The organism is Jeotgalicoccus marinus DSM 19772 (genome assembly GCF_000425825.1).
Classification (GTDB): Bacteria; Bacillota; Bacilli; order Staphylococcales; family Salinicoccaceae; genus Jeotgalicoccus; species Jeotgalicoccus marinus.
In genome coordinates this window covers 95,258-110,245 of the sequence record NZ_AUEE01000005.1, presented here as the reverse complement: position 1 = coordinate 110,245, position 14,988 = coordinate 95,258, and the positions used below count along the sequence as shown (strand labels likewise).

General features: G+C 36.6%; 16 protein-coding genes and 1 other RNA gene. 15 read left to right on the top strand and 2 right to left on the bottom strand.

Annotated elements, in window-relative coordinates:
• Window positions 1–10: 10 nt before the first annotated feature.
• Window positions 11–634 carry a DnaD domain protein gene (locus tag H624_RS0103235; RefSeq protein WP_026866309.1) on the top strand — a complete coding sequence of 208 codons (624 nt, stop codon included), beginning with the start codon at window positions 11–13 and terminating at the stop codon, window positions 632–634.
• A gap of 10 nt (window positions 635–644) precedes the next feature.
• Window positions 645–1,280 (top strand): endonuclease III, encoded by a 636-nt coding sequence (gene nth / locus H624_RS0103230; RefSeq protein ID WP_035855942.1) that lies wholly within the window; start codon window positions 645–647, stop codon window positions 1,278–1,280.
• Between the two features lie 111 nt (window positions 1,281–1,391).
• Here nth and H624_RS11555 read toward each other — a convergent pair whose 3' ends face one another.
• Together H624_RS11555 and recU are read right to left on the bottom strand one after the other, a co-directional pair.
• Window positions 1,392–3,854, bottom strand: coding sequence for a transglycosylase domain-containing protein (locus H624_RS11555; protein ID WP_051220458.1), 2,463 nt, complete (start codon window positions 3,852–3,854; stop codon window positions 1,392–1,394).
• A gap of 5 nt (window positions 3,855–3,859) precedes the next feature.
• A complete protein-coding gene (gene recU / locus H624_RS0103220; protein ID WP_026866307.1) occupies window positions 3,860–4,450 on the bottom strand; it encodes a Holliday junction resolvase RecU in 591 nt (196 codons plus the stop codon).
• A 94-nt stretch (window positions 4,451–4,544) separates the two neighbouring features.
• On the opposite strand from recU, the gene H624_RS11550 reads away from it, so the two are divergent.
• The 13 genes from H624_RS11550 (at window position 4,545) to H624_RS0103165 (ending at window position 14,987) form a co-directional block, all read left to right on the top strand.
• Window positions 4,545–4,871 carry a DUF1798 family protein gene (locus tag H624_RS11550; RefSeq protein ID WP_035855857.1) on the top strand — a complete coding sequence of 109 codons (327 nt, stop codon included), beginning with the start codon at window positions 4,545–4,547 and terminating at the stop codon, window positions 4,869–4,871.
• Window positions 4,868–5,407: an SLOG family protein gene (locus H624_RS0103210; protein WP_026866306.1), complete on the top strand. Its 540-nt coding sequence runs from the start codon at window positions 4,868–4,870 to the stop codon at window positions 5,405–5,407. Before H624_RS11550 ends, H624_RS0103210 begins: the two co-directional genes overlap by 4 nt.
• A gap of 12 nt (window positions 5,408–5,419) precedes the next feature.
• A complete protein-coding gene (gene gpsB / locus H624_RS0103205) occupies window positions 5,420–5,743 on the top strand; it encodes a cell division regulator GpsB (RefSeq protein WP_026866305.1) in 324 nt (107 codons plus the stop codon).
• A 19-nt stretch (window positions 5,744–5,762) separates the two neighbouring features.
• Window positions 5,763–6,155: RNase P RNA component class B (rnpB, locus tag H624_RS12335), an RNA gene on the top strand.
• Between the two features lie 93 nt (window positions 6,156–6,248).
• Window positions 6,249–7,370 carry a THUMP domain-containing class I SAM-dependent RNA methyltransferase gene (locus H624_RS0103200; RefSeq protein WP_026866304.1) on the top strand — a complete coding sequence of 374 codons (1,122 nt, stop codon included), beginning with the start codon at window positions 6,249–6,251 and terminating at the stop codon, window positions 7,368–7,370.
• Window positions 7,371–7,373: 3 nt separating this feature from the next.
• Window positions 7,374–10,760, top strand: a complete 3,387-nt coding sequence (locus tag H624_RS0103195; protein ID WP_026866303.1) for a dynamin family protein — start codon at window positions 7,374–7,376, stop codon at window positions 10,758–10,760.
• Between the two features lie 4 nt (window positions 10,761–10,764).
• Window positions 10,765–11,640 carry a 5'-3' exonuclease gene (locus tag H624_RS0103190; protein WP_026866302.1) on the top strand — a complete coding sequence of 292 codons (876 nt, stop codon included), beginning with the start codon at window positions 10,765–10,767 and terminating at the stop codon, window positions 11,638–11,640.
• A gap of 2 nt (window positions 11,641–11,642) precedes the next feature.
• Entirely contained in the window at window positions 11,643–12,041 is a 399-nt protein-coding gene (locus tag H624_RS0103185; protein ID WP_026866301.1) for a ribonuclease HI family protein, read from the top strand.
• Between the two features lie 50 nt (window positions 12,042–12,091).
• Window positions 12,092–12,262, top strand: a complete 171-nt coding sequence (locus H624_RS12330; RefSeq protein ID WP_084145695.1) for a zinc-finger domain-containing protein — start codon at window positions 12,092–12,094, stop codon at window positions 12,260–12,262.
• Window positions 12,263–12,276: 14 nt separating this feature from the next.
• The gene (locus H624_RS12925) at window positions 12,277–12,558 is read left to right on the top strand and encodes a NifU N-terminal domain-containing protein (RefSeq protein ID WP_342664965.1); all 282 of its coding nucleotides are present in this window, start codon (window positions 12,277–12,279) and stop codon (window positions 12,556–12,558) included.
• 41 nt (window positions 12,559–12,599) lie between these two features.
• Window positions 12,600–13,388: a virulence factor gene (locus H624_RS11545; protein WP_342664964.1), complete on the top strand. Its 789-nt coding sequence runs from the start codon at window positions 12,600–12,602 to the stop codon at window positions 13,386–13,388.
• A 2-nt stretch (window positions 13,389–13,390) separates the two neighbouring features.
• Window positions 13,391–13,831 (top strand): BrxA/BrxB family bacilliredoxin, encoded by a 441-nt coding sequence (locus H624_RS0103170; RefSeq protein WP_026866300.1) that lies wholly within the window; start codon window positions 13,391–13,393, stop codon window positions 13,829–13,831.
• 202 nt (window positions 13,832–14,033) lie between these two features.
• Window positions 14,034–14,987, top strand: a complete 954-nt coding sequence (locus H624_RS0103165) for a thymidylate synthase (RefSeq protein WP_026866299.1) — start codon at window positions 14,034–14,036, stop codon at window positions 14,985–14,987.
• Window position 14,988: the final 1 nt, after the last annotated feature.

Below are 14,988 nucleotides of genomic sequence, written 5' to 3'. Positions count from 1 at the left end.
AGATTATTCTATGGAACAATCTTATATTAAATACATTACAGTTCCGGTAAACAAAATCTTACTTGATCACTATAGTGAATTAGGATTAGACGAACAAAGTTTAATTATCCTAATAAAGATGATTGAAAATGATCGTCAGACAGACGAAGCCCCTGAATTTAGTGAACTGATTAAGGGCACCACACTAAATCAAAGTGAACTCACTCGGATTATTCAATTATTAATTAAAGAAAAGTGCATCGAACTCCAGACCATAAAAAAAGAAGATGGCTATGTTGAACGCTTTAACTTTGAACCTTTATACAAGCGTTTAGAAGATTTTATTTATAACACTGTTGAAGCACCACAAAAAGATGAAAAATCATTAAGAGAAATGTTCGACTATATAGAAAATCTCTATGGCCGTACGATTAGTCCAAATGAGTATCAGCGTCTAAACAGTTGGATTAATGATTCTAATTATCAAGTTGAAGATATAATGAATGCTGTAGACGTGGCATATAAATCGAATATTACATCGCTGCAATATGTTGAACGAATTTTACTAAGTACATCAAAAAGTGAAGACCAAAAAGGAACAGGCTTACCTGTAATTTCATGGCTAGATCGGGGGGAAAGACTTGACAACGAGTAAGAAAAAGACAATGGAAATGATCGATGTGATTGCGGAGATGTTTCCAGAGGCAGAAGCAGAATTAAACTACACGAACCCCTTCGAGTTGACGATTGCAGTCTTACTTAGTGCACAGACGACAGATATTGGTGTAAACCGAGTGACTAAAGGCTTATTTGAAAGATTTAAAACTCCAGAAGATTATTTAGCAGTCGACGTCGAAGTAATTGAGTCATATATAAAGACGATTGGACTTTATCGTAATAAGGCAAAAAATATCCAAAAATTATGCAGAGACTTAATCGAAAAATTCAATGGAGAAATTCCCAATAACTACGATGACCTAATTTCCTTAGCAGGTGTGGGTAGAAAGACTGCAAATGTTGTATTATCTGTAGCTTTTGACACACCAAGAATTGCTGTTGACACCCATGTCGAACGCATTTCTAAACGCTTAGGCATCGCACGTTATAAAGATTCACCCTTAGAAGTAGAAGAGACCTTAATGCGCAAAATTCCGCCTGAAAGATGGAGTAAGACCCATCATCAACTCATCTTCTTTGGACGATACCACTGTTTAGCCAGGGCACCTAAGTGTCATGAGTGTCCGCTCTTAGAAGAGTGTAGAGAAGGGCAAAAACGCTTGAAAAAAGGTCTGGTAAAGTAGTCGTGATATTTACGGGGTTTGTGTTTGGTTGGTGATGAGCATTCTTCATCACCACTTCATACACGCACCCATAAAAAATGCTAGACTCTCAGAAAAGAGTCTAGCGTTTTTTTATTCTTCCTCTTCAGTTGTAGTAGTGGATTCTTCTTCTGATGATGAATTTGATTCGGATTCTGCCGCAGGTTCAGAGTCAGGTTCTGGTTCACTGCTTGATTCTGATTCGGTCTCCTCATCAGTTGGTTCTTCTTCAGTCGTTGAAGATCCGCTGTCTTCAGATGGTTCTGCGAGTTCTGCATCATCCGGTAATTCACCTTCTGGCACGTCACCTTCAGTTTCAATTTCCCCATCTTCGTTATATTGCCAAGACCAGGCACCGCCTGATGAATCACTGTTACTATCGCTATCATTATTGCTATTACTATTAGAGTTACTGTTTGAATTATTATTTGAGTTATTATTTGAGTTATTATTTCTGTTAAATAATCCACCGCCACTCGCATCTGCAACAGCAAGCTCGTTACCATTAATCTGTTCGACGGAGTCTGGCTGTTCAAAGTCCTGGCCATTAAATGTACTAATGTACTGCATAATATCTCTAAAGAACCACTGTGGTGTAATGTGTTCATCTGTTCCTATAAAGAGCTTGTCTTCTGAATATCCTGCATTGGCATTATCGAATCCTGTCCATACACTCATTGTATATTCTGGTGTATATCCAACAATCCAAGCGTCTTTGGCACTGTTTGAAGGCAGATCATTTTCTTCAAGTATGGAAGTATCTAGTGATGTTGTACCTGTTTTCGCTGCAATGTTTAGGCCATTCATTTGAATGTAGTCTGCACTACCATTGTTTGCAAAAGTATCTTTCAACATATCTGTTAACATGTAAGCTGTTGAATCTTTCATGGCTTGATGGGATTCATTTTCAAACTCGACAGTCTCACCTTCATCAGTGACGATGTGACGAATGGATTGTGCTTCATTGAATTCACCATTATTACCTAAAGTTGCATAGGCTTGTGCCATCTGTAGGGGACTGAATCGTGATTCTCCACCACCGAGTACATCATTAAATGATACTGTGTATTCACCGTCAAGCTTAGTATCGTAATCTAAACCAACTTCTTTTGCGAATTCTCTAGGGACATCGTTACCCGCTTCTTCCTGAACCGCTTCAAAGGCTTTAACTGCTGGGACGTTGAAACTTTGTCTCAAGGCATCTCTCATAGTGACATTACCGTGTCCTTGATTGTCATAGTTATATACCGTGTTGTTTGGACTATCTTCAGGGTTGTATGATTGTTCATCTTGAAGTTGGTGATTTGTTGCCCAGTCCATATGCTCAATTGCAGGTCCGTAACTTAAGAATGGTTTCATAGTTGAACCGACATTATGTTGAACTAATGACAAGTTTTGATCCACAACTTCTTGGTAATCACGGCCACCAGTCATTGCTACTAAGCCACCAGAATTTGTATCTAAGATGGTTGATGCTAGATTAAAGTCATCACTTTGGAACTTCTCATTGTAGTAATAGTTTCTATTGTTAGCCATATTTTGTAGATACGACTGAATTTCAGAATCCATATTGGTATAGATCTTAATTCCACTATTTAAGACTTCATTGATATCTCTGTTTCTAAATTCATCATGTTGTTGGATTTCTGTCTTAACGTAATTAATGTAAGATACATATTCAGGATCTTCTTCTTCAGCAACGGCTCGATCTGACTCATCACGTTGAACTAAGTTTGCTGTTAAGTCTGTGTTCATCGCTTCATCATACTGTTCTTGTGTAATTCTCTCATGTTCTAACATCATGTATAGGACTGTTTCTGTTCTAGACTGTGCGGCTTCTGGATCAACGTAAAGGTTGTAAACGTTAGGCAGGTTAGATAAACCTGCTAAGTACGCCGCTTCTTTTAAGTTTAAATCTGCAAGTTCCTTATCAAAGTAGTAGAGGCTTGCTGTACGAATACCGTATATACCATCTGAATAGTATATTTTGTTTAAGTACATCTCTAAAATGTCATCTTTTGAATACTCTTGTTCAAGTCGGTAGGCTAAATATGCTTCTTGAGCTTTACGTTCTAGCGTCTGTTCTTCAGTTAAGAAGGCACGTTTAACTACTTGTTGTGTAATTGTTGACGCACCTTGAGAGGCAAAGCCATCTGTAAAGTTAGAAATGACTGCACCACCCAACCTAACAAAGTCCATCGCACCGTGTTCATAGAAACGATTATCTTCAATCGCTAAGACGGCATCAGTCACGTGGTCAGGTACATCTTCAATGCTGACATACTCCCGTTTTTGTCCAGTATGCAAGGTGGTGACTAAATTATCATTACGGTCGTATATTTCCGCTGGGACAGGGTCCTTTAACTTTTCTTCACTAAAGGCGGGTGCCTGTGAAGCGTAGTAGGCAAATAAGACTGCACCGATAACTAATCCAATTAATGCAATCAGTCCACCATATAATAGTACCTTTTTTATAATCGATGATTTAGATGAGCTTTTAGACCGATTCTTATCTTTATTTTTCGGGTCTTTGCTCCTTTTAAAATTCGATTCCATATATATTACTCCATTTCACTATAAAATTCTTCAAGTGCAGCTAAATAATCATAACGCGGATTGTATTTTATTGGTAGTAAAATACTCTCATTTTTAATATCTTCATAAGGTATTGATTTACGTCCATCAGCCATAAAGTTGTCCCAATGTTTGACAAAATGTTCAAAAGGATAAAGAAATACTTCATCATAGACTGTAAACTTAATAATTAAAAAGACAATGCCACCGGTATTATGACACGCTCTCATATGTTCGACTTGATGGGCGTGTATATTAATGAAAGGAAAGCGTGTTTTATTACGAGTTTCCTTCGCTTCAAAGTCGATGTATTTCCCTTTATATATGCCGTTATAGTCACTAGTTGACGGAACCTTGAAATACGCTTCAGTAATCTTTGCTTTGTTTCTAGAAGGATAATCAACATTAACGATTTGGACCGGTGTTGGCTTCTTATGAATAACCGCTTTTTTCGTATCCAAATAATACTGATTCGTCTTATCAATATCCTTCTCTAAGGTCATCCCGCGTTGGCCATAAGACACTTTGTCATTTGATTTTGGTTTTTGACGTGCTTTAATGCCCTGAGGATATTTCATTTATTCGCACTCCAAACTATTATTATATATACTAATTATAATATATTTATTAGAATTTGATTAACATTTCATTATTATAGGTGGTGAAAAAGGATTGTCAAGTGAGTATACATTCGAAGACTATCGTCATCTTTTATATGAACTCAATCGACGTTATGCACTCAGCAGGGAAGGAGAAGTCTTCGATTTCGACCAAGACATCAAACCTTTTCTCGATAAAAATAAAAAGCTTGCTTATAACATCGAAAACTTCAACACTGATCAGCGTTTAACTGAAAAGGTTAAAAATACAATGTTTGAAGAGCTTATGGAACTCTTAATGAGTTGTCATATTTCACGTTTTAGTTTAAAGCTGTATCATGAAAAATACAAATATATAAATATGTGGATTAACCATGCCCATAAAGAAGGTTTAATATGAGAGTTTTCATTACAGGCTACCGGCATTATGAACTCGGTATCTTTAAGGATAGTCAACCTGAAGTAAAAGTATTAAGAGACTTTCTTAGGTCCTCAATTATTCGCTTAATTGAGGAAGGTGCTGAATGGTTTATTATTCAAGGATACACAGGTATAGAAATGTACGCAGCCAATGAAATTATAGACTTAAAAAAAGACTATGATATTAAGCTCGGCGTCTTAAAGCCATTTCATGAATTTGATGACCGCTATTCTGAAAGCCATAAGATCGAACTCAATAATATTTTAGCACACGCTGATTTCCATAAATTCATCTTTGACCGGCCCTATAAGGACCCATCAATGTTTAGAGCCATTAATGCCTTTATTACTGAACATACAGACTATGGTTATATTGTCTATGATAGTGAAACAGAGACAAACTTAAAATATATATTTAGTCTTATGCTTGAATTAAATGAGAAGAATCAGTATAATATTGAAAGAATACAATTTGACGATATTAATTATTTCGTCAACGATAGATATGATAGTTGAGAGGTGTAAGAGATGAGTGATTATACGCTAAAGCTGTCTGCTAAAGATATATTCGAAAAGGAATTCGAAAAATCGGTGAGAGGTTTTAAACCGATCGAAGTAGATAGTTTTCTTGATGATGTCATCAGCGACTATCAAAAAATGGCAGACATGAATAACAACATTAAGAAATTAGAAGAAGAAAACGCTCGTCTAAAAAAAGAGGTTGAAGATCTTCGTGTGAGGGTAGCAACCAATTCTAGAACTCAAGGTTCTGGTGGGCAGAGTCAACAAATCGATATTTTAAAACGTTTATCTAGTCTTGAAAAACAGGTATTTGGTAAATCAGAAAAGTAAACAGCAAGTAAATGAACGGTAACTCGGATAATCGCTATGCATTTTGATGTATAGAGGAAAGTCCATGCTCACACGATCTGAGATGATCGTAGTGTTCGTGCCAGACGAAACAATAAGTCTGGGCAATGATATTTATATCTTGACGGCTGTGAAATATTCTAAGTGATTTTATCATATGAATAGAGTAGCTTTAAAAGTGCCACAGTGACGAACTTCAAAAGAAATGCTGAAGGTGGAACGCGGTAAACCCCTCGAGTGAGCAATCCAAATTAGGTAGGAGCACTTTCCAACAGGAATTCAACTGACGGAGAGATATTATTTTTAAATAATATAGACAGATGATTATCACCAATGTGCGAGTGTATACTAGTGCACGCTATTAGCACAGCGGTACAGAACATGGCTTATAGAGAAACCGGACTAGACGCTCTCCGAACAGGAGAGCTTTTTTTATGCCTATTTTCATACTATAATATAGACAAATCAAACTTTAGGAGCTTCTTATATGAACTTTAAATTTATTGTTAATACACCGATGGGACTTGAAAAAGTGGTTTCAGAAGAAATTAAATCTTTAGGGCTTTCAACAGAATTAGAAAATGGACGTGTTTATTTTAATGGGGATGAGAAGACCATTGTAGAAACCAACTTAAAGTTACGTACTGTTGACCGTATTAGAATTATCCTTGGAGACTTCGAGGTCAAGACCTTTGACGAACTATTCGAGAAGGTTAAAGCTTTGCCACTATCCGATGTGCTCGGGCCTAATGCAATGTTCCCAGTAACAGGACGTTCACATAAGTCGACTTTATATAGTGTACCTGACGTGCAGAGAATCACGAAGAAGGCAATTGTTGAACACTTAAAGGATGCCTTTAAAATGACGGGGAAACTACCAGAAGACGGACCAAGATATAAAATCGATATTAATATACTAAAAGACCGCGCGATTCTTACTGTTGATACTAGTGGTGATGCACTACATAAACGTGGTTATCGTGTCGGGCAAGGGGAAGCACCAATCAAGGAAACACTCGCTGCAAGCATGTTAAAACTTGCAAACTACGATGGTACAAATACACTCTACGATCCATTTACAGGCTCAGGAACGATTGCGCTTGAAGCAGCGATGATGGCAAGAAATATTGCACCAGGTTCTAACCGCAGTTTTGATAGTGAATCATGGGATATTATCCCTGAAGACTTATGGACACAGTTACGCACTGAATGTGAAGAACAAGCGGATTACGATAAGGAAGTTAAAATATATGCGACTGATATCGACAGCGATATGATTAAGATTGCTAAGAAAAATGCAGAAGAAGTCGGCCTAGATGATGATATTCATTTTGGCGTATTAGACATACATGATTTAGATCATGTTGATGAGCATGCACAAATAATTACCAATCCACCTTACGGTGAACGCATTGGTGAGGCGAAAGCCGTTGAACAAATGTACGCCAAAATAGGGGAACTAATGACTAATTTCCCAAGCCTAAATGTATATCTAATGACTTCAAATAAAGAATTTGAACAAATCGTAGGGAAGAAAGCGACAAAACGCAGAAAATTATTTAATGGCTATATTGAAACAACCTTTTACCAATACTGGGGAGTGAAGTAATCGTTGTCAGCACAAGGGGAAGAAAAAGAAACACTAAATCGTTTATATAAGTTAAAAAAAGAAATACTAAAATCAGATAATGATGTACTTGTATCTCAAATTGATCATGCCATACAAAAGACATACAACGAACAACTAGTATTCTCTTTTATTGGCCATTACTCTGCGGGGAAATCAAGCTTAATCAATCATTTAATTGGTATGGATATTTTACCATCATCACCGGTACCAACGACAAGTAACACAGTCAGTGTTCAAATCAGTGAAGATAATAAGATTGAGGCTTTTATTAATCAATATCAATATGCAACAGTAAATGATTATGATGAGTTAAAAATTCTCAACACTCTAGATCTAGATATCCAAGCAATTACAATGGACGTTCAACATGATGATTTCAACATAAATACAGTGTTTCAAGATACACCAGGTGTAGATTCTAACACAAGTAGCCACGAAGAATCTGCCAATCGTTTTTTACTTAACAGCGATGTCATCTTCTTTACTGTGGAATATAATCATGTGGAAAGTGAACATAATTTAAAACTCCTGAGAGAGATACAGGAATTGAACATTCCACTATGTCTCATCATCAATCAGATTGATAAGCATGATGACCATGAACTGACTTTAGATACATTTCTAAGTCGTGTAAAAAGTACACTAGATAATTGGGACATTCATCCTGAACACATTTTTACTACATCTATATACGACACACCTTATAACCAGGTTGACAACTTAAAAACTTATATTAAAGAAATAGAAAGTCGTAAGGAAATGGCCGAACGATACGACCAGAGAATTATGCATAATATCGAACAGAAACAGATTGAATACTTAGAAGACAAGATAGACGCGGTTGAACATAATTTGAATACGGATCGTCCACTAAACCTTGAACGTGCTAAAGAACGAATCCATTACTTGGAACAAGAAATTAACGAAGCACATTTGGACGATTTAAGATCCGACCAAGCAGTATTAGAAGACCATGTTAAGGATAATGTAAGAAAGCTAGTGAAAGACGCTTATATTTTTCCCCATCAAGTTAAGGATACCATCATAGAATATTTAAAGATACAAGCAGGTGAGAAGAAACCTACAGGACTATTTGGTAAAAAGAAAAAAGAAGAAGAGATGTTAAATACATCTGTAAATGATATAAAGGAAGTCACCCAGAAAGTTATCGATACAGAAATCAACGCCAATGTGAACAATCTCTATAAAACACTCGGCTTAAGTGGTCCACCCTTTAAATATGAGTGGCATAGCGACTTACTTGGAAAAGATGAAAATATTTCCTTAAACCAGAGCTATATTAAAAACTACTTTGACAAATTGAAATCTACTTTAGAAAGAGAAGTATCAACAAAAGCAAAAAGCCACCTCTCTCAACTAACGATTGAGAATATGGGGGAGACAAAAGCATCTTCTACACTAGAACATGAAAAATCTTTGTACGTCGAAGTCAAACAACTGCTTGAATTACTCGAATCTCTTACAACAAAAAACTACCAGCATCTATATATTCATATGGATGACGAATTAGATAAGCTGAATCTAACAGAAGAAATCGAAATTGATACTTCAACAGATATAGTTCAAGACGATATAGAAAGTAGACATAATAATTTTACTGTCGATAATAATGAAACATGTTCAGTTGATTATTTTAAACAAGTGAGTCAACAACTAGAAAATTTACCTCGCTATAACAACTTTAAGCACTTAATTGATCATAAAGTGCATAGAATAGAAACTGGCAAGGCGAATATCAGTGTGTTTGGTGGTTTTAGTGCGGGTAAGACGACCTTTATTAATGCCTTACTGGGTCAGGCCCGTCTAACAACAAGTCCGAATCCAACGACCGCGACTATAACAGAAATCAACGATAACAAGTCGAGTTCAGGGGAGATGAAGTCAGAAGCAGATCTCACTGAAACACTACAAACCTTATCTGGTGAAACACATGACACAGTAAAGGGTTATAAAAAATGGATGAAAGCAAACATTGATAAAGTTCAAGAAACTTATAAACCCTTACTTAGAGGCTTATTAAATAAATACGATCAATACGAACCTATTCTAAATAGTAAGCAAGATTTTGATACAGATACCTTAATAGAAATGATTAGTAATGATGAGGATGCCACCTTCATTCATAAAGCAAATGTATCTATTCCTAATGAAATTACTAAGCATTATAATCTCATTGATTCACCAGGTATCAATTCAATCAACCAAAGACATACATCAGAAACAAGAGATATCATCAGTCAAAGTGATATGATTATTTATGTTTCTTATTACAATCATGTATTTTCACGTTCAGACGAAACCTTCTTGAAATATGTTCAATCATTAAAAGGGGAAGATTTCCCGCTGATTTTTATTATTAACGCGGTAGATCTTATGAAGTCAGAAGACGACAAGGAAAAAGTCATCGACTATATGGCGAATGCCTTAAATAAATTACAGATTAAACATGTTATATATCCTGTGTCTTCTAAAAAAGCGATCCAATCTGGTGATCACGACTTCGATCTAGCGAAAACTGACATCAGAAAAATCGCTGATCAACAAGCAAGGAATGTTCAATTAAGAACATTAAGTGAAATGACAAATCAGTTAATCAATACTGTTGCTAGTAATATTAAACAGTTTGAAGATAGTGGACAAGAGCGCCAAAGAATTATTGAAGGTAGAAATGCGCTAAAGTCAGAGATAGAAAGCTTGAGCGCCAAGCAATTTATAAAAGTATTAAAGCAAGAAATTGATATTATCTTAACTTATCTACCAAAACGTTTAGAACTTCAAGTTTATGATCATCTAAAAGGTTTAATTACAGTTTCTGAGATGAGAGATAAGCACTATCTGAGTAAACATTCTGCCTTGGTTAGTAAAAATATCGATAGCTATTTAACACTGGAAACTGGCGTTGTCTTTAATGCGATTTATAGACAAGCAGATAATTTAACAAATCAAAAATTGACACAGTTTAATGAACGTCTCGGTGAATTTGGTAGTGCGGGTTCATTATCAATAGACACCGCATATGCGGATGAACCCAAAATTCAAATTGACGAAACTGTGCTTCAATCATATGAAAAGGCACTCTATAAAAACCGTAAGGATACATCAAGCTTTAGAAATACCTTACTCGATTTAGCGAAGGACTTAAGTGCGAGTATTAATATAGAGGCACTTGAAGGTGATATGGTTTCCTTAACAAAAGACTATCTTGAACGACTGGATTTGCAATTTATGGATGAAAAAGCTCAAGTTTATAAAGCGCTAAGAGAACCTGTAAAAGAAATTTCAGAAGAAGATTATAAAGTCGATCAAACACTTTATAGTAATCTTACTGATTTAATAATAAAGGAGTGAAGTAATGACTGGACAAACTATCATCATCGACGGCATGGCACTCTTATTTAGACATTTTTTTGCTACGAGCTTTCGTAATCAATTCATGTATAACAGTAAAGACCAACCAACAAACGGTGTACAAGGCATGTTGAGACATACCTTTAAACTCTTAGAAATTACCGGTGCAAAAAATGTGATCATCGCCTGGGATATGGGCTCAAAATCAGTTCGTAATGAGTGGTTCGATGGTTATAAAGCAAACCGTCCAGCACCGCCTGAGGAATTAAAACCCCAGTTCGATCTGATTAAAAACGTCATGCACGACCTCGGCTTTCATCAAGAAGGCGTCATCGGATATGAAGCCGATGATGTGATAGGGACGGTCTCTACACATATAGATGACTTAACTATTGTCAGTGGAGATAGAGACCTTCTACAGTTAATTAACAACACCAATAAAATACTTTTAACAAAAAAAGGCTATACAGAGTATCATCACTACGATATGGCGACTTTTACAGAACAGTACGGCATTCACCCACGGCAGTTTATTGATGTGAAAGCCTTGATGGGTGATACGAGCGACGGCTATTCAGGAGTTCAGGGTATCGGAGAGAAGACAGCTTTAAAATTAATTCAGACACATGGCTCAGTTGAAAATCTTCTAAACACACTTGATACACTCACACCAAAAATGCAAGACAAAATACAGGCTGACTTAGAGTCACTAAATATGTCTCTTCATCTTGCTGAAATCATTAAGAATGTGCCTTTAAAAATGGATCAGCTTCTAGCCAATAGTCAGTATATCTATGATGAAGATCAAACGATTAAAGTACTCAAGGACTATGACCTAAGAATCACTGAAAAATACTTAGGTTCATTGAAGTTAGTATAATTATGGCAATCATGTATATTGACGCTGCTGCTAGTATGTCGCCAAAGCTCTCAGCGGGTGGCATTGTGATTACGGGTGAAAAACTTGACCACAGTGCCTCCATATTCTTAGGAGAGATGGATAACCACCAAGCGGAATGGGCAAGTTTGGCCTTTGGAGTAGAAGAAGCCTTAAAACTTAAAATTACCTCACTAATCGTTTATACTGATTCTAAAATTATTGTTGATTCGTTCGATAAAAACTTCGTCAAAAATAAAGTATTTAAATTTTATTTTGATCAGGTCATTGGATTGACACGACATATGGATATGTTTATCGTTTCGTATACACCGAGAAAGAAAAACAGTCGAGCAGATCAAATTGCAAAAGACCGTTTATATAAAGAGAAGAAAAGTCTATAATTATTAAGTAGAAGTATGTCACTAGCGAATTTTAGTAATGAGGTATGACAATGAACACAGAAGCACTTGAAAAAATTAATTACTTAGAGAAAAGATATTGTAAAGGCTGCCTGCTTAAACAAAGAAATCGTGAGGAAGGCAGCAAGGCCAGTGCTCATGCATTTTGTATCAGTGAATGCTCAGTGGGTATTGAAATGAAAATGCAAGGTAACAAATTATAGATGGAGGCAACAATATGGAAATTGTAAGAATAGAACCAACACCAAGTCCAAATACTATGAAAATTACTGTAAGTGAACCGAAAGACGATATGAAATCATCGACGTATAGAGAAATCACAGAGGATACGCCAGCTTTTATTGCGCGTGTTTTAGAATTAGAAGATGTGACGAGCGTCTTTCATGCTATGGATTTCATATCAGTAGATAAGAGTCCTAAAGTGGATTGGGACACTTTAATTCCACAAATTGAAGCGGTATTTAACGAAGGCTCGGATAGTGATTCAAAAAAAGCCTAACACCTGAGTCTAACTTTGGTGAAGTGACCGCTCAGGTGCTCATGTTTAAAAATATTCCTTATCAATTAAAAATAAATGATGGTGAGGAACATCGTCGTGCTTTATCTGAAAAATTTACACAGGCGGTTGAACAAGCGACACTTCCTGAAGACAATATTATCTTCGGCCGTAAGTGGGTAGATTTACAAGTCAGATATGGTACGAGCGAAGCAGTCCTTGATGAGTTGACTGAAGAAATGGATGCGCTCTACCCTATGGTGCGACTTGATCAATTAATTAAAGAGGCTCAAGCAAAAATTCAGCCAGAACCGAAAAAATACTTTAAAGTATCAATAGATGACTTTAAAAATGCACCGGACTGGAAAACTCGTCTGTATATGTTAAATCACTACGACACACCAGATGAAAGTGACTATGAGTTTTTAGCTTATGCGCTAGAAGATGAAAAGCTTCAAGTACGTCGTATGGCGGTTGGCCTCTTGGCGATGATTGAGTCTAAAAACACCTTGCCTTATTTAAATAAAGCAATAGAAGACAAAGCGATTCCTGTTAGACGTACGGCAGCAGATGCTTATAGTGATTTAGGCTTTAAAGAAGGGCTAGATGATATGTACCAAGCCCTAAATGACAAAAGCCCGATCATCCGTTGGCGTGCAGCGATGTTTATCTATGAGACCGGTGATGAATCAAGTCTACCTATTTTAAGGACACACCAAAACGACCCTCAATATGACGTCAGATTACAAATAGAAATGGCGATTACGAGAATCGAACAAGGCGAGTCAGCACTCGGCAGTGTGTGGAAACAAATGCAGAACAGGGAGAGATAAGTATGGATGCATATCAAGCTTACATGAGAGAAATAGCAGAACCGATGAGACGAGAACTAACGAACTATGATTTTACTGAACTCTTAGAGCCATCGGACGTAGATCAATATATGAAAGACGCAACTGATGATACGACCACTTTTGTTGTGATTAATAGCGTTTGTGGTTGTGCAGCAGGTTTAGCGCGTCCAGCAGCAGTAACAGTTGCCAGCCAAAATCCGATTAAGCCAGACCGTTTGGCAACAGTTTTCGCTGGTCAAGAAAGACCTGCAACTGAAACGCTAAGAGAGTATATAGATGAACCTGCATCGAGTCCATCTATGGCCTTATTTAAAGGACAGGAACTCGTAAGTTTCTTAGGTCGTTCAGATATAGAGAACAGAGCTATCGAAGATATTATGACAGACATCAAAGACGCTTTTGATACACATTGTGCAAAATAAAAAGGAAAGGGAATATTCCCTTTCCTTTTTTACACTTTTAGAATGACTTATTCGTAAATGCACATACTAATCATGTATAATGCTAGTAAAGATAAACCAATTGTAAATAAGATTTCCATCTTCAGCACTCCAAACTAATTGTTTTACTCATTCATTAATATTAATTATATAGAATTAAACTATAAAAGAAAAGGGTGGTTTTATGAATTCCTTTGACCTAGCTTATCACCAGTTACTCGAACGCATACTAGATGCGGGAACGACTAAGAATGATCGCACAAATACAGGTACAAAATCAATTTTCGGTCATCAGATGCGCTTTGATTTAAGTGAAGGGTTTCCCTTATTAACGACCAAGAAAGTATCTTTTAAATTACTTGCAACAGAGCTAATCTGGTTCTTAAGAGGCGATACGAACATCAAGTATTTACTTGAATACAATAATAATATTTGGAATGAATGGGCCTTTAAAAATTATGTAGAGTCTAATGATTATCATGGTGAAGATATGACTGACTTTGGACACCGATCCTTGAAAGACCCGGACTTTAAAGCAGTTTATGATGAAGAAATGGCGAAATTTAAAGCACGTATTTTAAACGATGATGAATTTAGCCAAAAATACGGCACATTAGGTAACGTCTACGGTAAACAATGGCGTCATTGGGAAGGCAAAGACGGCGTCGTCATCGATCAAATCAAAAATTTGATTGAGGGGATTAAAACTAAACCTGATTCGAGACGTCATATTGTCAGTGCATGGAATCCAGCTGAAATCGACACGATGGCACTGCCGCCTTGTCATACACTCTTCCAATTTTACGTCAGTGAAAATAAGTTAAGCTTACAGCTCTATCAACGCTCAGGCGATGTATTTTTAGGGGTACCGTTTAATATTGCCAGTTATAGCTTACTGCTTTGTTTAATTGCTCGTGAAACGGGTTATGAGGTTGGGGAGTTTGTTCACACAATTGGTGATGCCCATATCTACTCTAATCATTTTGAAGCAGTCAATACACAGCTTGAACGCACGAGCTATGACCCTCCAAAACTTGTCATTCACACTGACAAATCAATATTTGACTTGGAATATGAAGACTTAGAAATTATAGATTATCAATCGCACCCGGCTATTAAAGCGCCGATTGCAGTTTAGG

Coding starts and splice junctions, on each gene's coding strand:
- H624_RS0103190 (WP_026866302.1), top strand. CDS start 10,765: ATGACTGGACAAACTATCATCATCGACGGCATGGCACTCTTATTTAGA.
- nth (WP_035855942.1), top strand. CDS start 645: ATGGAAATGATCGATGTGATTGCGGAGATGTTTCCAGAGGCAGAAGCA.
- H624_RS0103200 (WP_026866304.1), top strand. CDS start 6,249: ATGAACTTTAAATTTATTGTTAATACACCGATGGGACTTGAAAAAGTG.
- H624_RS0103185 (WP_026866301.1), top strand. CDS start 11,643: ATGGCAATCATGTATATTGACGCTGCTGCTAGTATGTCGCCAAAGCTC.
- gpsB (WP_026866305.1), top strand. CDS start 5,420: ATGAGTGATTATACGCTAAAGCTGTCTGCTAAAGATATATTCGAAAAG.
- H624_RS0103165 (WP_026866299.1), top strand. CDS start 14,034: ATGAATTCCTTTGACCTAGCTTATCACCAGTTACTCGAACGCATACTA.
- H624_RS0103210 (WP_026866306.1), top strand. CDS start 4,868: ATGAGAGTTTTCATTACAGGCTACCGGCATTATGAACTCGGTATCTTT.
- H624_RS11545 (WP_342664964.1), top strand. CDS start 12,600: ATGTTTAAAAATATTCCTTATCAATTAAAAATAAATGATGGTGAGGAA.
- H624_RS0103235 (WP_026866309.1), top strand. CDS start 11: ATGGAACAATCTTATATTAAATACATTACAGTTCCGGTAAACAAAATC.
- H624_RS12330 (WP_084145695.1), top strand. CDS start 12,092: ATGAACACAGAAGCACTTGAAAAAATTAATTACTTAGAGAAAAGATAT.
- H624_RS0103170 (WP_026866300.1), top strand. CDS start 13,391: ATGGATGCATATCAAGCTTACATGAGAGAAATAGCAGAACCGATGAGA.
- recU (WP_026866307.1), bottom strand. CDS start 4,450: ATGAAATATCCTCAGGGCATTAAAGCACGTCAAAAACCAAAATCAAAT.
- H624_RS12925 (WP_342664965.1), top strand. CDS start 12,277: ATGGAAATTGTAAGAATAGAACCAACACCAAGTCCAAATACTATGAAA.
- H624_RS11555 (WP_051220458.1), bottom strand. CDS start 3,854: ATGGAATCGAATTTTAAAAGGAGCAAAGACCCGAAAAATAAAGATAAG.